The organism is Brevibacterium antiquum (assembly GCF_016107655.1).
GTDB lineage: Bacteria > Actinomycetota > Actinomycetes > Actinomycetales > Brevibacteriaceae > Brevibacterium > Brevibacterium antiquum.
This window is the reverse complement of sequence record NZ_JABASX010000001.1, coordinates 249588-274002: the sequence shown is the minus strand read 5'-3', so window position 1 is coordinate 274002 and position 24415 is coordinate 249588. Positions and strand designations below refer to the sequence as shown.

Below are 24415 nucleotides of genomic sequence, written 5' to 3'. Positions count from 1 at the left end.
GATCTCGATCAAAGACCACTTCACCAGTGATACCCGTACTCGCATAGACACCCACTGCAGCTGTATGACTTCGCGCTAACAGTGCGAAGTGCGCCCACCGGTGCCGCGTGGACCTCAGGGTGCGGGAGATGCCGTGGCGTCTGGCTCAGTTTTCGTCGTCGTCGAGGTCCAGCTGCATTCGGGCAGCCGTTCCACGCTTCATCTCGCCGATACCGGTCTCCCCCAGCCCCTGGAGCGACAGAGATTCGCGCCGCTCGAACACATAGGCATCCGAAGCAGAGAGCACCCGAGCCGTGTCCTCATCGGTGAAGATCGTTCCCGGATCGGCAACCGCGGTCAGCCGGGCAGCCAGATTGACGCTCGACCCGAAGATGTCGCCCAGGCGAGACAGGACCCTGCCCCAGACGAACCCGACGCGGGCCTGCGGCAGATCCTCGGCCGCAGTCACACGCTCCATCAAGGTCATCGCGATCTCTGCTCCGGCCAACGGCGTCTCGGCGGCGAAGAACACCTCATCGCCGACGGTCTTGATGACTCGACCGCCTCCAGTGGCCACGATGTTGTAGGCCATGCCCTGGAACTCCTGCACCAGATTCGCTAGCTGTCTGGGCTCCATCTTCTGTGAAAGACGCGTGTAGGAGACGAGGTCGATGAAGCCGACCGCCCGGGCCAGCGGCATCGAGGAGTCGTACCAGCCCTGCCTGTTGTCGATGGCCAGACCATCGGAGACGTTGACGTTGAGTCGTCCCATCACCTCGGCGAGGTTGCGTCGCCAGGAATACGTCAGCATCTTCTGCAGGGGGTCGACCATGTCCTCGACGACCTGCAGCGCGTCGCGCCTGGCTTCGGGATCGGTCAGCCCCTTCTCCTCGGTGAGGAAGTCGACGAGAGTCTCCATCTGCCATACGACGAGACGGTCCGTGGTCTGGCCGATTGCGCGGGCCAGCGACAGCGCGGTGCCCTGGTCGATGAGGCCGTCGGCGACAGGCTTGGCCCACATGCGCAGCGCATGGGCATCGCTGACGGTGTAGGCCTTCTCTGTGCCGTCCGTCTGGGACATGCCCAACGCTCGCCACATCTTGCGCGCAGAGACCGTGGAGATGCCCCCGAGTTTCGCCGCTTCACGCCGGTCGAGCACGCGTTTGCCGTCGAGCAGGATCTCTTCGAGCCGTTCGGCCGCGGTGCGGGTTTCGTAGATGGTTTCGTCTTCGTCTGCCTCGTCGAGGATCTGCAGGGCCGCGGTGCGCGGATCTTCGTGCAGTCCTCCGAAGAAATCGCCGCCCGCCTGATCGCCTGAGGAGTTCTCGTCACTTGATTCCTCAGCTTCTGCCCAGGGGACCGTCGACATCGCCGAGGTGGCCGGCAGTGTGGCGGGCAGGTCCTCGTCGCCGTGCTCGATCCCCTGGATAGAGGGTGGCGCCGAGGCGGCTGGAGGCTCAGTGGCATTCGGCGACGAGTCGATCTGGTCGTCCGTGATCACCGGAATCGAATTGGGTCCCTGGGAGGAGGTGGGTCCCTGGCTGGATTCCCCAGCTTCAGACGACCTTTGAGCGTCGCTGCTGTCCTGCTGGGCGGAGTCCTGCTCCTCTGTCCCGTTCGACGTTGAGTCGTCCGAAGCTGCCCTGTCAGAAGCAGTGTCGTTCGAGTCGACGCCGTTCGACGCGGTGTCGTCGGTGCCACCCGCAGCCTCGTCGGGCACGATGTTGAATTCGGCTGTGAAGTCCGAGACGCCTGTCATCTGCGGCCCCCAGCTTCTGTCCCTGTGATTTCGGGCCCCATACTGTCACCGGCTGGTCGCAGGTGGTGGACATCGCCTGCACTGACGCTGATGTCATTGTCGATGATGAGGTCGCCACCGGCGTCGAGCCCTGTGGCACGGCCGTAGAGCTTGCTTCCGTCGGGCCGTTCGACCCTGACCTGTGTCCCGAGTGTCACCATATTCGCACGCACCTCTTCGCCGACCGTGTTCCGGCTGAAATCGTCATCGTCATACTCGACAAGCTCCCTGTAGGCAGGAATCAGTGTGCTCAGAATTGAGATTAACAAGTCTTCATGAGCAACTTCTGAGCCGTCCGTATCCTTTTCGATCGCAATGGAGCTGGCGCTCTCACGAGGCAGATCATCACGTTGCAGGCGGGTATTGATTCCCATGCCCAGAACGATTCGCGGCCCTGTCGGCAGCGGTTCGACCCGAGCGAGGATCCCGCACAGCTTCTTCCCGTCCTGCGTCAGCACATCATTGGGCCACTTGAGTACGGCAGGCACACCCGCCTCGGCGATGGCGGCTCGCACGGCCTCACCGGCGATCAGAGGAATCCACCCCCACGAGTCGAAGACGGAACCCGGTGCCAGCAGAATCGAAAACGTCAGGGACCGGCGCGGGGGCACTGTCCAGGTCCGACCCAAACGGCCGTGGCCGGCGTTCTGATGATCGGTGCCGTAGACGGAGAACTCGGCGGGCACCTCGGCGAGGTCGCTGCTCTCTGAGCACGCGATCCGGCGCATGCGATCGGTGGGGACGTCGGTGAGGGTGGATTGTCCGCGCACCAGTGCAGCCAGCTCGTCGTTCGTCGACGAACACACGTCGTCCCAGATGACAGTGGGTAGATCGAAACCACGGTCCGCAGCCTTGCGGCGCAGTGATTCGACATCGACGAGGAAGGAATTGTGTTGGCTGTTCACCAGTCCACTTTAGATTCTTTTGGCGAGAGTGCACAATGATCGCACCGTGCGTCGTTATTGTGGAGGCATGACGGATACCCCACGTACAACAGCCGAGCGCATCGACGCTTTCGTCCAGCGCCGGGACGCGGCCCACACCGGCAATGTGAAGTCGGTGGAGAACCAGCACAAACGCGGCAAGCAGACCGCTCGCGAACGCATCGAAGCGCTCCTCGACGAGGATTCGTTCCAGGAGATCGACGAGTTTGCGCGCCACCACAACCACCAGTTCGGGATGGAGAACAACCGCCCCGATGGTGACGGTGTCGTGTGCGGTCTGGGCACGATCGAGGGCAAGACCGTGGCCGTGTTCGCTCACGACTTCACCGTCCTCGGCGGCTCCCTCGCCGAGGCGAATGGTCGGAAGATCGTCAAGGTCCAGAAGCTTGCCATCAAGCTGGGCTGCCCCATCATCGGCATCAACGACTCCGGCGGCGCCAGAATCCAGGAGGGTGTGGGCTCGATCGCCCTGTTCGCAGAGATCTTCCGCCTCAATGTGGCCTCCTCCGGCGTGATCCCGCAGATCTCGCTCATCATGGGCCCCTCGGCCGGCGGTGCCGTGTACTCCCCCGCGCTGACCGACGTCACGATCATGGTCGATCAGACCAGTCACATGTACATCACCGGCCCCGACGTCATCAAAACCGTCACCGGCGAAGAGGTCGGCCATGAGGAGCTCGGCGGCGGCCGCACGAACAACACCGTGTCCGGCAATGCCCACTACCTGGCCAGCGACGAGGACGATGCACTGAACTATGTGCGCGACCTGCTCTCATTCCTGCCGCAGAACAACCTTGACCCGGCCGATGCCGACGAATTCGAATCGGACCTGAGCGTCGCACCTGAGGATGAGGCCCTGGATTCGCTCATGCCGGATTCGCCGTCACAGCCCTATGACATCCTCGATGTCGTCACCACCGTGCTCGACGATGCAGAATTCCTGCAGGTCTCCGAACTCTTCGCCCCGAACGTCGTCACCGGATTCGGACGCGTCGAGGGAGTCAGCGTCGGGGTCATCGCGAACCAGCCGATGCAGCTGGCGGGAACTTTGGACATCGATGCCTCGGAGAAGGCCGCCCGTTTCGTGCGCCTCTGCGATGCCTTCAACATTCCGATCCTCACCTTCGTCGACGTACCCGGATTCCTGCCCGGCACAGATCAGGAGTTCAGCGGCATCATCCGCCGCGGGGCCAAACTCATCTACGCCTACGGTGAGGCGACGGTCCCCCTGATCACTCTCATCACCCGCAAGGCCTACGGCGGAGCGTACTGCGTCATGGGATCCAAACAGCTCGGCGCAGACATCAACCTCGCCTGGCCCAGCGCGCAGATCGCGGTCATGGGCGCTCAGGGTGCGGCGAACATCGTCTACCGGCGCAAGCTCAAGGCCGCCGGTGAAGCGGGCGAGGACGTCGATGCGCTGCGTGACGAGCTGATCCAGGATTACGAGGATGCCCTCCTCAACCCGTATCTGGCGGCCGAAGAGGGCTACATCGACGCGGTCATCAAGCCGAGCGAGACCCGAAACCGGATCGTGCGTGGGCTGCGGGCGCTGAAGAACAAGCATGTTGACGCTCCAGCGCGCAAGCACGGTAACATCCCACTATGAGCCAGGATGCACAAGAGGCCACAGCCACCTCGCCGGTCGAGGATCGGACGCAGGTGCGAGCACACGACGGCGAGCCCGTCAGCGACGACTTGGCCAACGCCGCAGCGGTGGCGGCCGTCGTTGCGATCCGCCAGGTGGCCCTTGCCTATGCTGCCAATCAGGCGGCGGCATTGGACCAGATGGAGACGGCGAAGCACGATCGCGCAGGGTTCAATGCCCCACGCCGCAACGTGTGCCGACGTCTCCCCCAAGCCTGGACGCAGACGCTGGGACGCTGACAGTAGGTCGCTGACAGCCAGCACTGAACACTCGGACGACACACTTCGGGCGCCGACAGTTGAACTGTCGGCGCCCGAATCATGTCACCCTGTACCCGTTCGCCGAGAGGAGTACATACCGTCGAGCGGGCAGATGACAGCTGGCTCCCTCGACGGTAAGCAGTCCCCTCGATGCCACCGGCGGGTCGGTGACATCGGGCCTCAGCTCACCTCAGCCGGTATTGGTCCTTCGCCGGGTCGGCTCCGGGCTCCACCTGGTGATTGGTACCCACCTCATGGTTGGCCCCCACCTGGTGGATGGTTCCTGTATCGACTCCAGGATGAGGTGCGTATCCGTCCTCGACGGTGACCGTGCTCAGACGCTGAGGACTGCGCCCATCGGCCATCGACGAGTCACCCGAACCCGTCACCGAGTCCCCCGAAGCGCTCGTCACGCCTCGTGTCGGACCGCCCATATCGTCACCGTAGACAGCTTCACCGCGGGCCACCATTCCGGCGACGTCGGAGAGCTTGAGCTGCGGGAGGAACCAGGCGAGGACGAAGGCCACGAGGAACACCGGCACCATGGACCAGAACGAGGGTGCCAATGCATCCGCGTAGGCATTGACAACGAGGTCATGGATGGGTCCGGGCAGCGAGGCCACAGACTCCGGTGTCAGCGAGTCGGTGGTCGGAGCGCCAGCCCCTGCACCACCCGCACCTGCACCACCGCCGGGTGCCTGCGACATCGCTTCGCCGACCTTGTCTGCCAGCCGGGAGGTGAATATCGACCCGAACAGTGCCGTGCCCACCGAGGCACCGATCTCGCGGAAGTAGTTGTTCGTCGAGGTTGCGGTGCCCACCAGCTCCGGAACCACGGAGTTCTGAATGACGAGGACGATGATCTGCATGACCAGGCCCAGGCCGAAGCCCATGGTGAAGATCATGCATCCGATGAGCACCATCGAGGTATCGGCCGTCAGCGTGGTCATCCAGGCCAGAGCAATGCCGGCGATGAGGGTGCCGAAGAGCGGGTAGATCTTGTACTTGCCGGTCTTCGACACGATGAAGCCGGAGACGATGGAGGTCAGCATGACACCGGCCATCATCGGCAGCATGAGCAGGCCGGATCCTGTCACGTCTGTCCCGGATGCCATCTGCATGAAGGTGGGCAGGAACGCCATTGCGGAGAACATGCCCAGGCCCAGCAGCAGGCCGATGACTGTCGAGAGGACGAAGGTCTTGTTCTTGAACAGGTTGATCGGGATGATCGGGTTGCTGACCTTGGATTCGACAAAGACGAAGATGGCAGCGGAGACCACAGTGCCGATGATCAGGGAGATGATGGGCGGCGAGTTCCAGTCATAGTCGTGACCGCCCCAGCTGGTGACAAGGATCAGCTGCGAGGTCGCTGCCACCATGAAGATGATCCCCGGAACGTCGACCTTCTTGTCCGACTTGTGACTCGGCAGCTTGAGGGCGAAGAGAGCGATGAAGAAGGCGATGATGCCGATCGGGACGTTGATCCAGAAGCACCAGCGCCAGTCCATGTGCTGGGTGAAGAATCCGCCCAGGACCGGACCGAGCACGCTCGAGATCGCAAACAGGCCGCCGAGCGGGCCCATGTACTTGCCGCGTTCGCTGGCGGGAATGATGTCGGCGATGATGGCCTGCGACAGGATCATCAGACCGCCGCCGCCCAGTCCCTGGAAGCCGCGCCAGGCGATGAGTTCCCAGAAGGTCTGGGCCATGCCGGACCCGAATGAGCCGACGACGAAGATCGCGATCGCGACGAGGAAGATGACCTTCCTGCCCCACATGTCGCCGAACTTTCCATACAGCGGCATGACGATGGTCATCGCCAGCAGGTAGATGGTCACCAGCCAGGCCTGATGCTCGACACCGTCGAGTTCACCCACGATCGTCGGCATTGCCGTCGACACGATCGTCTGGTCCAGGGTCGCCAGGAACATGGCGGCCATGAGCGCGGAGAAGATCAGGACGATCGTCTTCTTGGTCAAGACCATCGGGGCCTTCTCAGCAGTTTCGGTTGCTGAACTCATGCCGACTCCTCCTCAAAGATATCTCGTAGTTCGTCGAACAGTTCTTCGATGACCGGGGCCGGGTCGCCCTCGACCTTGCGCAGACGCATGAACGTCGCCTTGATCGACATCATCGCCAATGCAGCCAGGGCCTCGGCGCGGATGGACACCGACACCCCGTCGCCGTCGTCATGGCAGTGACCTGAGCCGGAATCATCGGGAGAGGCCTTGGTCGCCGAGGTGGCCGCCGGGTTCTCGTCGGTCGCAGGGGCTCCCGAGGTCGTCGTCCCCCCATCGAGGCGACGTTGGATCATCTCGCGGAACAGGCGCTCATTGTTGCCCATGCGAGACATCTGAACCTGCATGAGCGAGGGATCCTGCCTCAGCAGCTGGTGGTATTGGTGCATCTCTTCGCGCCTATTCAGCCGTGTCCGCACGACCGAGGCCAGCAGGTGCTGGAGGTCGGCCAGGAGTCGTCCATTCGGACCGCCGGCTTCGAAAGTTTCGATGGCGGCCTGGTCCTCATCGTCGAAGACGGTGTCGGCGCGGCCCAGCAGGGCCTCTTCTTTGCTGGAGAAGTAGTTGAAGAAGGTGCGCCGTGAGACCCCGCAGCGTTCGCAGATGTCTTCGACGGTGACGTTGGCGTACCCGTTCTCGAGTGCCAGTTCGAGGGCTGCCTGACGCAGAGCCTGACCACGCTCGCGCTTCTTCCGTTCGCGCAGTCCCTCGGAATGGTCGGTGGCAGTAGCGTTCGGGTCGCCGGCGGCGTTCGCGGCGCTAGCGGCGTTCGGGTCAGCGGCGCCGTCGGCGCGTCCGGACTCGGCCGCAGCCGAGTCGGCGCGCGTGGGCTCGCCAGAAGATGTGGAATGCATAATCACATTATTGCACGCAGTGCATTTTTGCCTCAAGTGCAACTATTGTGTTCTGCGGCACTCTCCCAGCTCGCTTCTCGGATCCCGTCGGTTCGCTGGCACCCGGACTCCGGGCGGCGGCTCAGTACCCGAGCTTGGCGTTCGTCAGCACCGGAATGGCTTCGGCAGCCTTGTCCGCAACGGCGAGGTCCACCTCGACGACGTCAAGAGCCTCTTCGCCCTCGAGTGAGGAGATGACGTGACCGAAGGGATCGGAGACGAGGCTGTGGCCGACGCCGGTCGGTCCCTTCTTCGGCACCTCCACACCGCTGACTTCGGGGTCGGCCTGGCCGATGGCGGCAACGAACATGTTGGAGTCCAGTGCCCGGGCACGAGCCAGAGTCTCCCATTGTTCGACCTTGCCCTTCCCCGCACCCCAGGACGCGGAGACGATGGCGAGTTTGGCACCACGACGGCTGATCTCTGCATACAGCTTCGGGAAGCGGATGTCATAGCACAGGGTCAGTCCGACGTTCTCACCGTCGAGGTCGATGACGACCGGGTCCGCACCGGGGACGACCGTATCGGATTCTTTGAAGCCGAAGGCATCGTAGAGGTGGATCTTCGCATAGTCGCGGCGCTCACCCCGCGGCGGGTAGACGGCAAGCAGGTTGATCACCTTCTCGTCTGAGGTGGCGAACTCGCCGACGATCACGGTGATTCCGGCCTCGGTCGCCAGCTCAGCCATCGCCGTCCGCCAGGACTCGGTGTTCGCCTCGGCAACATCGCGTAGGCCCGGGCCGAAGGCGGACATCGTGGCCTCGGGGAAGACGACGAACGCGGCACCCGCCTCGGCGGCCCTCTTCGTGTAGTCCCGGACCTTGTCGAGGTTGTCCGCAACTGTGGTGGTGGAGTTGATCTGCGCGAGCGCGAATTTCATGGCCAGTCCTTGCGATCCGGGAGTGTCAGCGGTGCGTTCAGACTATCGCGATCCCGCGCGCGGAGAAACCTCCGTCCGCCCGGCTGTGACCTCCGTCCGGCCAACGGCGCTCTCCGTCCGGCAGGCAGCGTCCTCCGTCTGGCCAACGGCGTCCTCAGTGCAGGTATTCGCGACCCGGACGACCACCTCGGCGACGGCCGTGGACGAAGTAGTACACGATCATCCCGAGAGCCACGAGTCCCGCACACAGCATGAACATGCCGTTTCCGCCGGTCAACGGCATGATGGCGCCGAGGATGATCGGCCCGATACCCGATCCGGCGTCGAGGAGGAGGAAGAACGAGGCCGTGGCCACCGGCACCCTCGACATCGGTACGGATTTCACTGTGATCGCCTGCATGCACGGCATGAGGGACCCGAAACCCAGGCCGACGAAGACGCCAGCGAGGATGATCCCGGTCATGGTCGGCCACATCGCCAGCAGAACGTTGCCCACGAGGTTGAAGACGAAGACGGGATAGATGACGAAGTTGTCGCCGATGGTGTCCTGCAGGCGACCGACGAACAGTCGTGCAATCAGTGAGGCCACGGCGAAGGCGACGAAGAACAGAGAAGCCGCACTCGCGACTCCGTTGTCCTCGGCGTACCCGGCGAGGAACACCAGAGCCGCGGCGTAGGCTGTGCCGGCGATGAGCATGATCGAACCGATGCGCAGACCATCGCGGTCAACGAGCGTACTGACTTTCAGATGCCACTTGGATCGACGCTGCTCCTCGCTGAGTTCCTGCTGGGGCAGCTTGATGACGACGCAGAGGATGAAGGCGACGAGCGACATGAATGCCGAGGCCGCGAAGAGCATCGGGAAGTCGTAGGCGCGCGGGAGGATGACACCAAGATAGGGCCCCAGAGCCGTCGACAGCGTGGTGGCGGTGCCGAAGTAGCCGGTGCCCTCACCTCGGCGAGAGGAAGGGATCACGCTTTGGATCGCGGTCATGATGGCCGTGTTGCCGGCTCCGAAGGCGATGCCGTGGATGATGCGGATGGCGAGGAGCCAGACCAAGGTGTCGGCGAAGATATAGGCCACGGAGGCGAGGATCGAGATCGCCATCGTGATGATGAGCAGTTTCCGTCGACCGATGAAGTCCAGGTACTTTCCGGTCAGCACACGCGCGACGACGGCACCCACGATGAAGGAGGAGGACGCGAAGCCGGCAGCTGCCTCACCTGCGGAGAATCTGGCGACGGCGTAGCCTGCCATGGACGTCATGAGGAGGTAGAACACCATCGACATCGACAGGTTGAGACCGATGCCGACGACGAAGTCCTTGGTCCATAGCTGTGCCCGTGCCACTGAAGATCAGTCTCTCTTCCTGTCGAATGATGCGCTCCGTCCCCAGGCTGCCCCTTGAGATCGGCGCTTCGCGGTCAGTGCTGATCGGCTGTGATCGGCTGATCGCTGAGATCGGTCAATCTCTGAGATCGGTGATTCTCTGAGATCGGTGATTCTCTGAGATCGGGCTGGGAACCAATCCATGCTATCCGGTGGCTCCCGTTGCCGGCGGACCATCCCAGGGTGATCTTGCTCTAGTCGCCTGATTACTGTGTTCTCAGTCATATAGGGTGAGAATCATGACCCAGAAGAGAACCCCTTCGGCCGTTGACGCCGTCGCTGAAGAATTTGTCGACAGATCGCTTGCACTCTCCCCCTCCCTCGCCCTCTATCTCGGCATCGAGGGTGCCAAGGGCTTCGATGACTTCTCCCCCGCCGGCCTGGCTGCCGCCAACGATCTCACCGTCGAGACGCTGGCCAAGCTCGCCGAGGTTGAGCAGACGGCCGAACTCGACGACGTCGACCTCGTGACCATCGATGCGATGCGTGACCGACTGAGTGTTGATCGCGACTATTTCGAGGCCGGGCTCAAGCATTCGAGCCTCAACGTCATCGAGTCTCCCCTGCAGTCCATCCGCGACGCCTTCGACCTCATGCCCACGGACACCACCGAGGGTTGGGAGACCATCGCGACAACGATGGAAGCCGTCCCGACCTCCGTGACCGGTTATCAGGAGTCCTTGGCTCTGGCCAAGAGCCGCGGTCAGGTCGCGGCCCGGATCCAGATCGAGAAGGTCATCGAACAGGCCCGCACACTGGCCGAACCGGGCAGCAACTTCGACCAGCTCATCGCCCGCGCCACCGACGTCCCGTCGTCGCTGCGCGCACAGCTGAGCACCCACGCCGAGGCGGCCTGTGAGTCCTTTGCCCATCTCGCCGATTTCCTGGCTGCCGAACTCCTCCCGGCAGCCCCGGAGAATGAGGCCTGCGGCCGCGAGGCCTACGCCCTGCACTCCCGTGACTTCCTCGGCGCCGAGGTCGACTTCGATGAGACCTATGCGTGGGGTCTTGAGGAATTGGCCCGCATCGATGCCGAGCAGCGTGAGGTCGCGGCGAGAATCCAGCCCGGTGCCGACCTGTTCAAGGTCATGGAGACGCTGAACAACGATCCCGAACGGACCCTGCACGGAGCCGAGGGGCTGCGTGAGTGGATGCAGAAGGTCGCCGACGAGGCGATCTCGGAACTCGGGAAGTCCCACTTCGACATTCCCGAACCCGTGCGCACGATCGAATGCATGATCGCGCCCTCGGCCACCGGCGGCATCTACTACACCGGACCCACCGACGACTTCTCCCGCCCGGGCCGCATGTGGTGGTCGGTGCCCGAAGGCGTCACCGAGTTCGCCACCTGGCAGGAGAAGACCACCGTCTATCACGAGGGCGTGCCCGGCCATCATCTGCAGGTCGGCCAGGCCACCTATGTCTCTGACACCCTCAACCGCTGGCGCCGACTCATGTGCTGGGTTTCCGGCCACGGTGAGGGCTGGGCCCTCTACGCAGAGAAGCTCATGGCCGACCTCGGCTTCCTCGACGACCCCGCAGACTACCTGGGCATGCTCGACTCACAGCGTCTGCGCGCGGCCCGCGTGGTCCTCGACATCGGCTTCCACCTGGGACTCGAGGCACCTAAGAGCCTCGGCGGAGGGGCCTGGGACCGGGAGAAGGCCTGGCAGTTCCTCACCGACAACGTGGCGATGGACCGGTCGTTCCTCGCCTTCGAACTCGACCGCTACCTCGGCTGGCCGGGACAGGCACCGAGCTACAAGATCGGACAGCGACTGTGGGAGCAGTTCCGTGATGAGGCCAAGGCCGAAGCCGGAGCGGACTTCGACCTCAAGGCCTTCCACACCAAGGCGCTGAACCTGGGATCGGTCGGCCTCGATGCCCTCGGGCGAGCCATGAAGCGCTGAGGCTGCGCAGAACACTGGTGGGAGAATGACCTGGTGAAGAACAATGACAGTCCGCGCAGCGATGGCCCTCGCTCTGAGACCGTGCGGGTCACCGAAGTGCTGCGCAACGAGATCATCGACGGCGTCAGGCTGCCCGGCAGCAGACTGGTCGAGCGGAACCTGGCCACCGAGCTCGGGGTCAGCCGTGTGCCGATCCGCGAGGCTCTCAAACAGCTCGCCGCCGAGGGATTGGTGGCGAATCGGCCCAACACCTGGTCGACGGTGCGCGAGTTCTCCCCCAGTGACATCGCCGACCTCAACGAAGTGCGGACCGTCTTCGACATTCTGTCCTTCGAACTCGCCGCGCAGCGACACAATCGTGAGGGCCTGGCCAAGCTCGAGGCCACCATGGCCAAGGGCAGGGAATTGTCGAAGGCCGGTGACGTCGTCGGCGCCCACCGCTCTGCGGCGGACTTCCATGCCATCGTCACCGAACTCTCCGGCAACCGGCTCCTGGCCGAGATCGGCGAGCTCCTCGACTCGCGTATGCGCTGGCAGCTCAGTCAGCACGACGACCTCGATTTCGTCGCCACGGAGCACGCTCAGCTCTACGACGCGATCGCCCATCGCGATCAGGCGAAAGTCAGAGATCTGGCCGCCCGGCACCTCGGAACGAGCCAGGACCAGCATGACAAGCACAAGGAACGCCTCGCCCGGGCCGTCGACGAGGGCGACGAGGAGTGACCTCACGCAGCGCTGAAGGGCCACCCGCTCAGCTGTTTAGGACGGGCCGGCGCGTAGGTACGGACCTTCGAGGTCTTCAGTCCCAGCCCCACCAGTGACTCGGCCAGCTTCACTGCGGCGGTGACTCCGTCGACGACGGGGACATCGCAGCGTTCGACGATGACCCGCTTGAGGTCTGCCATTCCCCCGCACCCGAGGACGATGGCCTCTGCACGATCACGTTCAACCGCCTCGGCGGCTTGATCAGCGATCGCCTCCACGGCCCGCTCGGGTTGATTCTCCAGTTCCAGCACGGCCATCCCGGAGGCCCTCACCGAAGTGCAGTGCGTGTTGAGTCCCGCCAAAAGGAGCCGGTCCTCGATGAGGGGAACCGTGCGATCAAGCGTTGTGACGACCGCATACCTGTGGCCGAGGAACATCGCCAGGGCGGCACCGGCCTCGGTGATGTCGATGACGGGAACGTCGAGGAGCTCCTGGAGTCCTTCGCGCCCGTGTTCGCCGTATCCGGCCTGGATGACGGCGTCGAAGTCCCCCGGGTATCTCATCACCGCATCCATGACCCCCAACGCCGCAAGATAGCTCTCGACATTGCCTTCGCAGGACTCGGCTCCGAAGTCGGGCGTCAGCGCAATGATCTCGGTGTCCGCCGAGGCGACCTCCCGTGCCGCACGGGCGATGGACTCGGTCATCGACTCGGTTGTATTTACGTTGACGACGAGGATTTTCACGATGAGCTCTCAATCAGTGTGTGGTGGGGACGGCGATCTCCTCGCCGTCGACCTCGCGGAAGGTGAAGTTCCGGCGGGCGATGATGAAGTAGATGATGGCCGCGATGCCTGCCCCGCTGAACCACGAGAATTCGGAGAGTCCTGCGAACGCGGGAACCAGGGCGAAGACGAGGGAGATGAGGGAAGCCGGAATGAAGGCGCCGATGGCGCGCCGGTTGACTCCACGGTGGTAGAAGTACTCGCCGTCGCCCGCCTCGGTGTAGAGCTCGGGAACGTTGACCTTCGTCTTCCGGACTACCCAGTAGTCGACCATGATGACGCCGAACAGGGGCCCCAGCAGCGCGCCGAGTCCGCCCAGGAAGTACACGATGACGACCGGTGAGTCGTAGAGGTTCCACGGCAGGATGACGAAGCCGATGACCGCGCTGATGATTGCCGCACTGCGGAAATTGAGATGACGCGGGAACATATTCGTCAGCGCGTAGGTCGGGGCGACGAAGTTCGCCATGAGATTGACCGCGACTGTGAGGATCAGCAACGCCAGGGAGGCCAGCGCCAACAGGATCGGATTGCCGATGGTCTGCACGATGTCGGCCGGTGAGGTGATGACCGTGCCGTCGATCTTGTACTGAGCGCCGGCCAGCGAGATCACAACGAGACCGAAGACGAGCATGTTGATCGGGATGCCCCAGAAATTGCCGACGACGATCGAACCCTTCTTCTTCGCTGCGCGGGTGAAGTCGGAGAAGTTGAGGACGAAGGTGCCGTAGATCGCGACCCACAGGGACCCACCGCCGAGGATGTGCATCCACATCGGCCAGCCGGACAGGGCGTCCTCTCTGGCCCAGGAGATGGAGAAGTCGACGCGGGAGAGCATCCAGATGGCAAGTGAGACGAAGGTGACGAGGATGATCGGTCCGGCGATCGCCTCGTATTTTCGGATCATCTCCATGCCGTAGCTGACGATGATGACCTGGACGATCCAGAGCAGGGTGAACGAGAACCAGCCCAGTCCGGAGAGTCCGAGGAACTCGGTGTCGGCCCACGACTGAAGACTGGGGACGAGCGTGATCAGCAGGACGTTGAGGACGCTGGAGGCCAGATAGGTCTGGATGCCGAACCAAGCGATGGCGACGATGCCGCGGACTGAGGCCGCCAGCTGCGCACCGTGGATGCCGAAGGCGATGCGACTCATCACCGGGTAGGGCACTCCCGTCTTGTGGCCCATGAAACCGGAGAGTGTGAGCAGGAAGAAGAGCAGTGCGGCGCCGACGAGCAGCGCGACGAGGATCTGCCAGGCCCCCAGGCCGAGGGCGAAGAGTCCGAGTGCGAACCCGTAGTTGCCCAGTGAGTGCACATCGTTGGCCCAGAGGGTGAAGACACTGTAGGCGGTCCAACTGCGGCCTTCTTTGCGACTGGGCGCAAGATCCGAGTTGTAGAACCGCGGGCTGATGCGGTGAGCCGCCAACTGCTCGGGGCTCGGCCCCATCCACTTCGGTGCGGAGTCCTGCCTGGCCTCGGTCTTTGACATGGGTGTCACTCAAATCTGAAGGGCACAGAGCTGGGATACCAAATGGGAGACCACAGCGCTGTGACGGCGAGTTCTATCCAACTCAGCGTAACCCCAGTCACAGACGGTGCGCAACGACACATTCGCAATCGAGCCGCCTGCGCGCTCAACTACAGCGATCGTGCGGGCGGCTCAACGGCTGGTCACAGGCTCAATCGCAACAATCCCGCCATCACCTATTTGGCATACCATTTTCTTCTTCCACGTCCTTGGCCGTCGGATCCCATTTGACGATGCCGACGGCGATGGCTCCGGCCAACGGTGCGCAGGCGACGATCCAGAAGACCCCTGTGCCCATGGAACCGGCCAGGATCGGGAACATGATGAGGGAGACGATCGAGAACGCACGCAGCACGGACTGGTTGAAGCCGATGCCGATTCCGCGCAGCCTCGTCGGATACGACAGGGTCGCGTAGTTCATCAGGTTGGCCCCTGGCCCACCTGCCTGCGCGAAGACGAAGGCCGCGAGCATCGCTACTGAGACGAGGACGAGGGCGCCGGTCGGGATGCCGACGATGGCCAGCAGGGCCAGTGCCACCGCCTGGATCACGAAGCCGACGAGGGTGATGCGGCGGGTGCCGAAGCGGTTGATGATGCTCATGCCCAGCAGCCCGCCGATGGCACCGAAGCCGAGGTTGATGACGAGTGAGGCGATGATGGTGACCAGCGGCGTCTGGTGGAACAGCGTCGTGATGATCAGCGGGGTGCCGTAGGCGACGGCGTTGTAGCCGAAGGTGGAGAACACGGACACGCAGAGAGCGACGATCGTGCGCACGCGGTACTGCGGGGCGAAGAGTTCTGCGAACCCGCTCCACTTGCCGCCGCGCTTGGGAGTCTGGAGGGACCCAGCACTCGACCCGGTAGCTGCCGAATCTCCGGTCTGCCCGGCAAGGTTCGTCGATTCCTGCTTGGCGCCATCGGCGTCAGCTGCTGCCGTCGTCCTCGTGCCGCCCACTTCGTCTGCGAGCCTGACATCGAGATTGTGGTGTGAGCGCATGACGTCGACGGCCGCGCGCAGATCGCCCTGGTTGGCCAGCCACTCGGGTGATTCGGCAAGGTAGCGGCGACGGACGAGGAGCACGACGAGCGCGGGAACGGCACCGAAGCCGACGACGAGTCGCCACAGGATGGCATGCTGGTCATAGGGCAGGATGACGAAGATGATGAGGACGACAAGGTAGCCGATCCCTGTTGCGATGTACCAGGCAGGTGACCAGGCATTGACGCGCTGGGAACGGTTGCCCTTGCCCTTGAGCTTGGAGAACTCGGCAAGGAAGGCCATCGCCACGGGCAGGTCGAGTCCGACGCCGATGCCCATGACGAAGCGGAAGAAGATGAGAACCCATTCATTGGGAGCCACGGCACAGCCGATGGCGGCGATGACGAAGAAGACCATATCGGCCATGAACAGTTTGTACCGCCCGAAGCGGTCGACGAGGTATCCGCCGAAAAGCGCCCCGATGACCGCGCCGACCATGATCGAGGCATTGACGAGCCCGGTCATGAAGCCGGAGAGCCCGAACTGCTCCTTGATCGCGGTGATGCCGAACGCCAGAGACGAGAAGTCGTAGGCGTCCATGAAGATCCCGCCGAGGGCGAGGATGATGACCGCTTTGGTCTTCGTGCCCTGGGATCCGAATTCGGCGAGAACCGAGTGGATGTCGGAGGCGCTGCGGATGATCCGCGGAGACTTCGTCCCGCTGGCTGTGCCCTCCGCTGCCGAGGTGGGGCCTGAGTCGGTCGTGTCTGGTGCGTGCGCCGAAGTGCCGGCTGGTTCTGGACTATTCACAATCGCTCAGTATGGTCTGGCCACGTCCCCGCCCGCTCCCCCGGTCGTCACAATATGTCACGGTCGCCGACTGCACTCCGCCGGCCGAGTCGGCAATCTCCGTCATAGTGGAGTCGCGTGCGAAAACTGGGGATATTTCGAACGCCAGCCCTCATTGAAGAGCTTGCCTCCCGAGAAGCGGGGAGCTTCCAGTGGGCTCAGCCCGAGGTGACGGGGCCGAATACACTCTCAACTCGTGTGCACAGACCTTCGGCGAGAACCAGCACTCATGTGCGAACGGGCTGTGGACGGCGCAAGGCCATCCACAGGCCTTTTCGTCTCTGTTTCGTCGTCGGCCGAAGAGCGCCACTGTAGTTGATCATGAAGACCAAACGTGTTCCAGGAAAGCAGTCGAGCACTGCGAGCTGGGAGCAGCTCCGCTTAGCGGGGAACCGTCCGGTACAGTTCCTGACTGCACCCGTGCCGTTCACCCGCCACCAGGCTCCAGACCTCGGAATCAGCCTCTATCGGTTGAGAACCGATTCCCGGTACCTCCAGCTCTATCGGGGCGTGTGGATCGACACTCGCCCCGAAACCTCTGTCCCCGCCCCGCTGTGGGCCGATCACGAGTGGCTGCTGAGACAGACGCATCTGCAGGCCCTGCTCCAGCTCGACGCCGAAATCGCCGCCAGCAATGTCACCGCAGCTCGCCTCTACGGACTTCCACTTCCGTCCCGCATCGACGAACACAGTCTGCATGTGGTCACATCGCCTAATACTGCGAAGGTTCGACAAGGCGTCGTGTCCCATCGCTACCAAGAGCTGAAAACCTCGAATTTCTTCGAACTGCCACTCATCTCCGTGCCGCAGCTGTTCCTCGAACTCGCCCCACTCCTGACGATCGAGGAACTCACCACGCTCGGAGACGCAGCCATCGGTCGGTGGCACGCAGGCCCCCTCACCTCGATCTCCGCGCTGAGACGAGAGGTCGCTGCCCGCGATCGCATTTATGGCAGACACACCGCAGAGAAGGCTCTCGAGCTGATGCGCGGAAACGTCGACTCCCCACGTGAGACTTGGCTGAGGCTTTGGCTGATCAGTCAAGGCTTCCCCGAGCCCGCTGTCCATCCTGCCATCGCCTGCCCACTCGTGAATGCTGTTCTCCACCCGGACCTCGGTTATCCGAACAAGAAGGTGGCTATTGAGTATGAAGGCGATCATCACCGAAGCTCCGACGAACAGTTCGCCACAGACAACAGTCGGCTCGCGGCAATGGCGGCCGAAGGCTGGACGGTCCTGAGAGTGTCCAAGAGGACCAACATGGAGCAATTCGCCAGGCTGCTCGAACACCACCTCGCATAACCAGCTCTCCAGTGAGCGTCGTTGTGGACTGGCGTGCGATATACAGCGAAATGTCGAACGCGCGGCCACAATGACGCGGGGCTGGGAACACGGCACCGACTGCACCTTGTCGGACAGGCTTTCCCCTACTGACTCAGTTCGACGCTGTCCATCTACTCCAATTCGATGCCGCGCTTCTCCGGCAGCAGGAACATGGCGAGGAACTGGATGATGTAGATGGTCGGCAGTAGCGCAAGTGCGAACGCGAATCCGAAGGAGTCAGCAAGAAGGGCGATGACCACGGGGGCGAGTCCGCCCAGGGCACGGCCGATATTGAAGATGACGTTCTGTGCGGTGGCCCGAACCTGCGTCGGGTACATTTCTGCCAGCAGGGCACCATGACCACCGAGCATGCCGTTGGCGAAGGCTCCCATGAAGAAGCCGCCGATGAGCAGTGCGGTCGGGTCGGTCATCTGGCTGTAGATGAGGATCGAGACGATCGCCCCGGCTTGGAAGGTCCAGAACGCCGGACGCCTGCCCAGCCTGTCGGCAACCTGACCGAAGAGGAGGATGCCCGCAAGCATTCCGATCACCGTCACCGCCGTCCACAGCGATCCCTTCGTCACGCCGAGGTCCATCCTCTCGGACAGATAGTTGGGCAGCCAGGCGATGATGCCGAAGTATCCGAAGTTCTGCACCGTCGAGAGGACGATCAGGGCAAAGGAGATTTTCACGGTCGCCTTGTCCTTGACCAGCGCACGGATCTTTGCACCGAAGGTCGGAAGGTCCCGGGAGCCTGCCGACTCGCTCGAGTCTCCCGACTCCCCTGCCGCATGACCTCGCTGGGACTGCACGAACTTGTCGGGCTCCTCGACACCTCGGCGAATGACGAAGGCGAAGATGGCGGGGAAGAGACCGATGATGAACAGTGCCCGCCAACCCCACAGGGCGATGACCGGAGCGGAGACGATCGCGGCGGCGAAGACGCCGATCTGGAATCCCACTCCCACCCAAGAGGTCGCGCGGGCCCGCTGGTTGGCCGGCACCGTCTCGGCGGCCAATGCCATGCCGATGCCGAACTCGCCGCCGATGCCGATGCCGGCGATGAACCGGTAGGCGGCCATGTCCCAGTATCCCTGGGCAATTGAGCTCAGCCCGGTGAACACGGCGAAGATGAGAACGGTCCAGGTCAGAACCCGGACACGGCCGTAGCGGTCGGCCAGTGATCCGAAGATGATGCCACCGAGGACCGCACCGAAGAGGGTGATCGTCGACAGCGATCCTGCCTCGACGTCGCTGAGTCCGAAGGTGGCGATGATCCCGCCGAGGGCAAAGCTGAGGATGAGCAGGTCGAAGCCGTCGAGCCCGTATCCGACAGCTGCGGCGAAGAGCGCCTTGCGTTTGTAGGCGGGTGCCGAGGTAGCCTCGGCAGAAGTCTGTGGCGTCGCTGCGCTCATGCGGGATCCTCAGGTGATCGGCGGATCGGAAAATGGCCGCAGACCATTATCCACCAGAAGTGGTCGGCAGATGAACTCGCAGGTCAATCACGAGACGTTCATCCACCGGTCACGAGGTCGAGCTCCCACACAGGTCGAGCTCCCCTGCGCAGGCGAACTCCTGCACAGGCGAGCCCACTCATCGGCGAGCCCACAGGGTCACATGTACCGAGTCATACGAGCGCGTCGGCTCCCAACCGGAACCCTGCACCTTTGTGATCCTCGGCCAGGCGGGGGCCCTGTCCGGTGAGCTGTTCACGGACCGTGGCACCCTCGATCGGTTCTGGCAGGAGACCACGGCGACGCAGTTCGGGCGAAACGTACTTCGTGAATCGCTCGGCGTCGGCGGGGCGGACGGCAGCGGCGATGTTGAAGCCATCGATGTCGGCCTCGGACATCCAGCGTTCGAACTCGTCGGCAATAGTCGCGGGCGAGCCGGTGATGACGGGTCCGCGTCCGCCGATGGCGACAAATTCCGCCAGGTCGCGGATGGTCCAGATCTTGTCGCCGGCCATGGTGGTGAAGGAGGCGAGCGCGGACTGGTTCGCATCGGTGGCAACGTATTCCAGCGGGTCGTCCGGGTTGGCGCCGGAGAGGTCGACGCCAGTCCAGCCGCCGAAGAGCGAGAGCGCGGATTCGGTGTCGACGTAGCGTGTGTAGTCGGCGAGTCTGGCTTCGGCTGCTTCGTCGGTGTCGTCGACGATGACGGTGGCGAGCGCGAAGATCTTCACGCTGTCGCGGGCGCGTCCGCGTTCTTCGAGTCCGTCGCGGACCTTGTCGACCCAGCTGCGCAGGATCTGCGGCGTGGGTCCGGAGAAGAAGATCGCCTCGGCGTGGTCGAGGGCGAACTCCTGTCCGCGCTTGGAGGCACCAGCCTGGAACAGCAGCGGTGTTCCCTGCGGTCCAGGCACGGCGAGCGCCTGCCCGGGCACGGTGAAGAACTTGCCCTCGTGGTTGATGTCGTGGACCTGTTCGGGGTCGACGAAGACATTGGCCTCGGCGTCGGCGCGCAGTGCCTCGGGGGTGATCGAGCCTTCGAAGAGCTTGTACATGACGTCCATGTACTCATCGGCCCGGTCGTAGCGCTCGTCGTGTGGGATCTGGCCTTCGAGCCCGAGGTTGCGGGCCGCGGAGTCGACGTAGCTGGTGACGATGTTCCAGGCCACGCGCCCGTTGGTGAAGTGATCAAGGGTCGTCAGGGTCCGGGCCAGCAGGTAGGGCTGTTCGTAGGTCACCGAGGCGGTGATGCCGAATCCCAGCGTCTTCGTCGCTGCGGCCATAGCGGGAACTGCGACGAGTGGGTCGAGGAGGGGGAACTGGACTCCCCCGCGGTTCGTCACGTCGGCATTGCCTCCGTAGACGTCATAGACGCCGAGGATGTCGGCGAGGAACAGGGAGGAGAATCCTCCTTCTTCGAGGGTCTTTGCCAGATCCGTCCAGAAGGACAGCTGCGTGAATTCGTCGACCCTGGAGTCAGGGTGGCGCCACAGTCCGGGTGACTGGTGGACCGGGGTCATCATGTCGAAGGCGTTGAGAATAATGGGTTTCGTCATCGTGTGTCTCTTTCCTTGTCGGTGTCAGGTGGCAGGTGTCAGGTGGCAGATGTCAGGTCGCAGATGCCAGGTCATGGCTCTCTGTCATGGGCGGGGTCGCTGATCGCGAGCTCGCGGGCAGGGTCCTTCGCCGCCAGCGCCGCGATGAGTGAGAGCAGGCACAGCAGCGTGAGGTAGCCGCAGATCAGCCACGGTGAGTGGCCGCCGACGACGTAGAGCAGGGCCGCGACCATCGGCATGATGCCACCGCCGATGACAGTGCCCAACTGGTAGCCCATGTTCACCCCTGAATAGCGGATCTCGATGGGGAACTGTTCGGCGAACCAGGCTGCATGGGGACCGTAGATGGCGTCGTGGGCGAGGTTCATGCCGAGGATGACGACGATGGGCAGGAAGGCCAGTGGGCCGGCGTCGAGGAAGGCGAAGAAGATCCACCCGAAGGCAGCCACCCCGATGATGCCGCCGATGGTCACGCGTCTGCGACCGACTTTGTCAGAGACCCACCCCCACAGAGGCCCGGTGAACAGACCGATGGCCGAGGCGATCATGACGGCAGTGACGCCGGCGGTCGAGTCGTTGCGGTTCTCGGCCAGGTAGCTGAGCATGTAGACGGTGATGAGGTAGAAGACGCTGTTCTGCGCCAGACGGAGTCCGATTGTCACCAGGAGGACGCGCGGATGCTTGGTCAGCACGTCGCGCAGGGGCGCCTTGGCGACGTTTCCGGAGGCCTTGAGCTCTTGGAATTCCGGTGCATCGGAGACGCCGAGTCGGATCCACAGTCCCAGTGCCACGAGCAGTGCCGAAGCCAGGAAGGGGATGCGCCATCCGAAGGCTTCGAACTGTTCGGGTGTGAGCAGATTCTGCACGGCGAAGAAGGCGCTGGTGGCCAGCAGCATGCCAGCGGCAGATCCGATCTGTGTGAAAGAGCCGAACAATCCGCGCTTGCGGGGCGGAGCGTGTTCGACCGAGAGCAGTGCGGACCCTCCCCATTCGGCACCGGCCGAGAGCCCCTGCACGATTCGCAGCACAACCAGTGCGGCAGCGGCCCACCAGCCGATGGAGTCGAAGTTCGGCACCAGGCCGATGAGCGTCGAGGCGATGCCCATGGACAGCAGGGAGACGACAAGGAGCGCCTTGCGTCCGACGCGGTCACCGAGGTGCCCGGCGATGATTCCGCCCAGCGGTCGGGCGAAGAATCCGACCGCGAGGCTGGCGAACGCGGCCAGGCTGCTGCCGAGCTCGCTGCCACTGGGGAAGAACTGGACGTCGAAGATCAGTGCCGCCGCTGTGCCATAGAGGTAGAAGTCGTACCACTCGATGGTGGTGCCGGCGAAGGCTGAGGCGAGGACTCTCTTCTTCCCGTCCAAGAGCCGCCGAGGTGGGGCCTGGGGGATCGTCTCCGCTACGGAGGACTGTGCCATGGGAATCTCCCTCATCTACGTGCTCAGAATGCCTATTCAAGTCCAGAGTTTCGTTGAGCAATCAAGGGACTGTGTGGCGGTTCATGTCGCCGCCACGTCACTGTTGGACTTTGATCGTCATATGGGGACACACGAAGACTCACCGATGTCACATCGGGATGCACTTGGTGGCAATATCTGTGATGATCATTTGAGGTCAGTGAGGCATTGTTGAGCGGAACATCTCAGCATCCTCACCCCCTCAACAACTACATTCCACCGGAGGCAAGTTCATGACGACGAGCGCACGAGCCGCAGCCGTGTCACCGGATGCTCTGCGCGAGACCTTTTCGCACTTCCCACAGGGTGTTGCGCTCATCGGCGCGGAGGTGGACGGGACTCCTCTCGGACTCGTCGCCTCGACTGTCACAGCAGGAGTCTCGCTCGCCCCTCCCCTGATCAGCTTCGCAGTCCAGACCAGCTCGAGTACGTGGCCCCTCCTGCGGAGCGCACCCGCATTGGGAGTCTCCCTCCTCGGCACCCATCAATCACTCCTGGCCAGGCAGCTGGCTTCGAAGGACCGTGCTTCGCGCTTCGCTGGGATCGACCCCGAGGTCACGGCTGATGGCGCCCTGACTATCCCGGGCAGCCCTGCCCACTTGTGGACGCGCATCTACAACGAGGTCGAGGCAGGAGATCACACCGTCGCGCTGCTCGAGATCCTCGATGCAGACAGTGCCGAGGACACCGATTCAGGCACCGAAGCACTGGTCTTCCATCGCAGCGAGTTCAAGGGCACAACGGTCTCCTGATCGCACCTCTTCCACCCGACAAGTCACCCGAGACCGCCACGACCAGCCTTGTCCAGCCTTGTCCAGCCTTGTCCAGCCTTGACGCCTACTAGAACACGTGTTCGAATAGGGTCATGAGGTGGAATCAGCAGAGCACACTTACCCCAATTCTCGGCACGGGGTCGGAGGCAGGCACAGGGTCGGCCGCAGAGACAGTTACAGAGTCCGACGCAGCGCCAGGCACGACAGCCGCAGGCACCGACGCGCCTCCTGCCGAGCTCTTCGGACTCAAGGGCCTGGTGCGCAGTGTTCGAACACCGGAGTTCGCAGGCGTCACCTTCCATGAAGTGCTCGCGAAGTCGGCCCTGAATAAGGTGCCGGCGGCCAGCTCGATGCCATTCACCTGGACGCTCAATCCCTACCGCGGCTGCTCTCATGCCTGCGTCTACTGCTTTGCCCGCAGCACCCACCGATATCTCGATCTCGATTCCGGTGAGGACTTCGACCGGCAGGTCATCGTCAAGGTCAACACCCCCGAAGTGCTGACCGCCGAGGTGGCCAAACCGAAGTGGTCACGTGAGCTGGTGGCCCTGGGCACGAACACGGACCCCTACCAGCGCGCCGAGGGTCGCTACGCACTCATGCCGGGCATCATCACCGCCCTGGCCGAGCATGGAACTCCGATGTCGATACTGACCAAGGGCACCCTGCTGCGGCGCGATCTGCCGCTGCTCGCCCGCGCCAAAGAGGACGTCGACGTGGAGATCAGCATGTCGATTGCCGTCTTCGACGACGCCCTCCAGCAGACGATCGAACCAGGCACACCGACGACCACAGCACGCCTGGCCACAGTCAAGGCGGCCGCGAACCTCGGATTCAAAGTCACGGTCTTCCTCATGCCGGTGATGCCGAAGCTCACCGACTCGATGGAGCATCTTGATACCGCACTCCGCACAATCAAAGAGGCGGGCGCGAGCAGGGTCGTCTACGGTGCCCTGCATCTTCGGCCGGGTGCCCGCGAATGGTTCTTCACCTGGCTGGAACGCGAACATCCGGACCTGCTCCCCCGCTACCGTCGCATGTACGCAAAGTCCTCGTACGCGTCGAAAGAGTACCGAGCCTGGCTGAGTCGGCGCATCAATCCGCTCATCGACAAGTACGACATGCGCGGTTCCGCCGATGACGACTGCCCGAAGACCAAGCGCGGAGACCTCACCCGAGCCCCTGCCAAGCCTTCGGCCACTGCTCAAACCGCCAGCCTGACGCCCCCTCCCCAGGAAGCACTGTTCTGATCCACTCGTATACCTTTCAATGCGGGGAATAAG

General features: G+C 63.3%; 19 protein-coding genes. 7 read left to right on the top strand and 12 right to left on the bottom strand.

All coding sequences use genetic code 11. The annotated features are described in order from the left end of the window. Window positions 1–145: 145 nt before the first annotated feature. Together JFC13_RS01230 and JFC13_RS01225 are read right to left on the bottom strand one after the other, a co-directional pair. The gene (locus JFC13_RS01230) at window positions 146–1738 is read right to left on the bottom strand and encodes an adenylate/guanylate cyclase domain-containing protein (protein ID WP_198395295.1); all 1593 of its coding nucleotides are present in this window, start codon (window positions 1736–1738) and stop codon (window positions 146–148) included. After that, a complete protein-coding gene (locus JFC13_RS01225) occupies window positions 1735–2682 on the bottom strand; it encodes a biotin--[acetyl-CoA-carboxylase] ligase (RefSeq protein ID WP_198395294.1) in 948 nt (315 codons plus the stop codon). Before JFC13_RS01225 ends, JFC13_RS01230 begins: the two co-directional genes overlap by 4 nt. Before the next feature lie 67 nt (window positions 2683–2749). Here JFC13_RS01225 and JFC13_RS01220 point away from each other — a divergent pair, with 67 nt between their 5' ends. Both JFC13_RS01220 and JFC13_RS01215 read left to right on the top strand, forming a co-directional pair. Further along, the gene (locus JFC13_RS01220) at window positions 2750–4330 is read left to right on the top strand and encodes an acyl-CoA carboxylase subunit beta (protein WP_198395293.1); all 1581 of its coding nucleotides are present in this window, start codon (window positions 2750–2752) and stop codon (window positions 4328–4330) included. Continuing rightward, window positions 4327–4608, top strand: coding sequence for a hypothetical protein (locus JFC13_RS01215; protein WP_198395292.1), 282 nt, complete (start codon window positions 4327–4329; stop codon window positions 4606–4608). Before JFC13_RS01220 ends, JFC13_RS01215 begins: the two co-directional genes overlap by 4 nt. Window positions 4609–4814: 206 nt before the next feature. Here the strand turns inward: JFC13_RS01215 and JFC13_RS01210 are convergent, their stop codons facing one another. From JFC13_RS01210 to JFC13_RS01195, 4 genes are all read right to left on the bottom strand, one after another. Next, a complete protein-coding gene (locus tag JFC13_RS01210; RefSeq protein ID WP_198395291.1) occupies window positions 4815–6650 on the bottom strand; it encodes an MDR family MFS transporter in 1836 nt (611 codons plus the stop codon). After that, window positions 6647–7501 carry a TetR/AcrR family transcriptional regulator gene (locus tag JFC13_RS01205; protein ID WP_198395290.1) on the bottom strand — a complete coding sequence of 285 codons (855 nt, stop codon included), beginning with the start codon at window positions 7499–7501 and terminating at the stop codon, window positions 6647–6649. The genes JFC13_RS01210 and JFC13_RS01205 overlap by 4 nt, the downstream gene beginning before the upstream one ends. Before the next feature lie 121 nt (window positions 7502–7622). After that, on the bottom strand, window positions 7623–8420 hold the full coding sequence (locus tag JFC13_RS01200) for a carbon-nitrogen hydrolase family protein (protein WP_198395289.1): 798 nt from the start codon (window positions 8418–8420) through the stop codon (window positions 7623–7625). A gap of 154 nt (window positions 8421–8574) precedes the next feature. Next, window positions 8575–9771: an MFS transporter gene (locus JFC13_RS01195; protein ID WP_198395288.1), complete on the bottom strand. Its 1197-nt coding sequence runs from the start codon at window positions 9769–9771 to the stop codon at window positions 8575–8577. Window positions 9772–10049: 278 nt separating this feature from the next. Here JFC13_RS01195 and JFC13_RS01190 point away from each other — a divergent pair, with 278 nt between their 5' ends. Together JFC13_RS01190 and JFC13_RS01185 are read left to right on the top strand one after the other, a co-directional pair. After that, entirely contained in the window at window positions 10050–11720 is a 1671-nt protein-coding gene (locus tag JFC13_RS01190; RefSeq protein ID WP_198395287.1) for a DUF885 domain-containing protein, read from the top strand. A 33-nt stretch (window positions 11721–11753) separates the two neighbouring features. Beyond that, window positions 11754–12443 (top strand): GntR family transcriptional regulator, encoded by a 690-nt coding sequence (locus JFC13_RS01185; protein WP_198395286.1) that lies wholly within the window; start codon window positions 11754–11756, stop codon window positions 12441–12443. 2 nt (window positions 12444–12445) lie between these two features. Here the strand turns inward: JFC13_RS01185 and JFC13_RS01180 are convergent, their stop codons facing one another. The 3 genes from JFC13_RS01180 to JFC13_RS01170 all read right to left on the bottom strand — a co-directional run bounded on the left by JFC13_RS01180 (window position 12446) and on the right by JFC13_RS01170 (window position 16530). Then, window positions 12446–13171, bottom strand: a complete 726-nt coding sequence (locus JFC13_RS01180; RefSeq protein WP_198395285.1) for an aspartate/glutamate racemase family protein — start codon at window positions 13169–13171, stop codon at window positions 12446–12448. A gap of 13 nt (window positions 13172–13184) precedes the next feature. Then, window positions 13185–14702, bottom strand: a complete 1518-nt coding sequence (locus tag JFC13_RS01175; RefSeq protein ID WP_198395284.1) for an NCS1 family nucleobase:cation symporter-1 — start codon at window positions 14700–14702, stop codon at window positions 13185–13187. Window positions 14703–14913: 211 nt separating this feature from the next. Next, window positions 14914–16530, bottom strand: coding sequence for an MFS transporter (locus tag JFC13_RS01170; RefSeq protein WP_198395283.1), 1617 nt, complete (start codon window positions 16528–16530; stop codon window positions 14914–14916). 360 nt (window positions 16531–16890) lie between these two features. Here JFC13_RS01170 and JFC13_RS01165 point away from each other — a divergent pair, with 360 nt between their 5' ends. After that, window positions 16891–17871 carry a hypothetical protein gene (locus JFC13_RS01165; RefSeq protein ID WP_198395282.1) on the top strand — a complete coding sequence of 327 codons (981 nt, stop codon included), beginning with the start codon at window positions 16891–16893 and terminating at the stop codon, window positions 17869–17871. Between the two features lie 152 nt (window positions 17872–18023). Here JFC13_RS01165 and JFC13_RS01160 read toward each other — a convergent pair whose 3' ends face one another. The 3 genes from JFC13_RS01160 to JFC13_RS01150 form a co-directional block, all read right to left on the bottom strand. Next, complete coding sequence (locus JFC13_RS01160; RefSeq protein WP_198395281.1) at window positions 18024–19307, bottom strand: MFS transporter; 1284 nt, start codon at window positions 19305–19307, stop codon at window positions 18024–18026. Between the two features lie 212 nt (window positions 19308–19519). Beyond that, the gene (locus JFC13_RS01155) at window positions 19520–20899 is read right to left on the bottom strand and encodes an LLM class flavin-dependent oxidoreductase (RefSeq protein ID WP_198395280.1); all 1380 of its coding nucleotides are present in this window, start codon (window positions 20897–20899) and stop codon (window positions 19520–19522) included. A 71-nt stretch (window positions 20900–20970) separates the two neighbouring features. Next, window positions 20971–22320 (bottom strand): MFS transporter, encoded by a 1350-nt coding sequence (locus JFC13_RS01150; protein WP_198395279.1) that lies wholly within the window; start codon window positions 22318–22320, stop codon window positions 20971–20973. 272 nt (window positions 22321–22592) lie between these two features. Between JFC13_RS01150 and JFC13_RS01145 the strand changes: the two genes are divergently transcribed. Continuing rightward, the gene (locus JFC13_RS01145) at window positions 22593–23111 is read left to right on the top strand and encodes a flavin reductase family protein (protein WP_198395278.1); all 519 of its coding nucleotides are present in this window, start codon (window positions 22593–22595) and stop codon (window positions 23109–23111) included. A gap of 113 nt (window positions 23112–23224) precedes the next feature. Beyond that, complete coding sequence (locus JFC13_RS01140) at window positions 23225–24382, top strand: Rv2578c family radical SAM protein (RefSeq protein WP_198395277.1); 1158 nt, start codon at window positions 23225–23227, stop codon at window positions 24380–24382. Window positions 24383–24415: the final 33 nt, after the last annotated feature.

Excerpts from the sequence above, each read along its gene's own strand:
- JFC13_RS01230 (WP_198395295.1), bottom strand. The coding sequence starts at position 1,738 with ATGACAGGCGTCTCGGACTTCACAGCCGAATTCAACATCGTGCCCGAC.
- JFC13_RS01220 (WP_198395293.1), top strand. The coding sequence starts at position 2,750 with ATGACGGATACCCCACGTACAACAGCCGAGCGCATCGACGCTTTCGTC.
- JFC13_RS01215 (WP_198395292.1), top strand. The coding sequence starts at position 4,327 with ATGAGCCAGGATGCACAAGAGGCCACAGCCACCTCGCCGGTCGAGGAT.
- JFC13_RS01210 (WP_198395291.1), bottom strand. The coding sequence starts at position 6,650 with ATGAGTTCAGCAACCGAAACTGCTGAGAAGGCCCCGATGGTCTTGACC.
- JFC13_RS01205 (WP_198395290.1), bottom strand. The coding sequence starts at position 7,501 with ATGCATTCCACATCTTCTGGCGAGCCCACGCGCGCCGACTCGGCTGCG.
- JFC13_RS01200 (WP_198395289.1), bottom strand. The coding sequence starts at position 8,420 with ATGAAATTCGCGCTCGCGCAGATCAACTCCACCACCACAGTTGCGGAC.
- JFC13_RS01190 (WP_198395287.1), top strand. The coding sequence starts at position 10,050 with ATGACCCAGAAGAGAACCCCTTCGGCCGTTGACGCCGTCGCTGAAGAA.
- JFC13_RS01175 (WP_198395284.1), bottom strand. The coding sequence starts at position 14,702 with ATGTCAAAGACCGAGGCCAGGCAGGACTCCGCACCGAAGTGGATGGGG.
- JFC13_RS01165 (WP_198395282.1), top strand. The coding sequence starts at position 16,891 with ATGAAGACCAAACGTGTTCCAGGAAAGCAGTCGAGCACTGCGAGCTGG.
- JFC13_RS01160 (WP_198395281.1), bottom strand. The coding sequence starts at position 19,307 with ATGAGCGCAGCGACGCCACAGACTTCTGCCGAGGCTACCTCGGCACCC.
- JFC13_RS01155 (WP_198395280.1), bottom strand. The coding sequence starts at position 20,899 with ATGACGAAACCCATTATTCTCAACGCCTTCGACATGATGACCCCGGTC.
- JFC13_RS01150 (WP_198395279.1), bottom strand. The coding sequence starts at position 22,320 with ATGGCACAGTCCTCCGTAGCGGAGACGATCCCCCAGGCCCCACCTCGG.
- JFC13_RS01145 (WP_198395278.1), top strand. The coding sequence starts at position 22,593 with ATGACGACGAGCGCACGAGCCGCAGCCGTGTCACCGGATGCTCTGCGC.
- JFC13_RS01140 (WP_198395277.1), top strand. The coding sequence starts at position 23,225 with ATGAGGTGGAATCAGCAGAGCACACTTACCCCAATTCTCGGCACGGGG.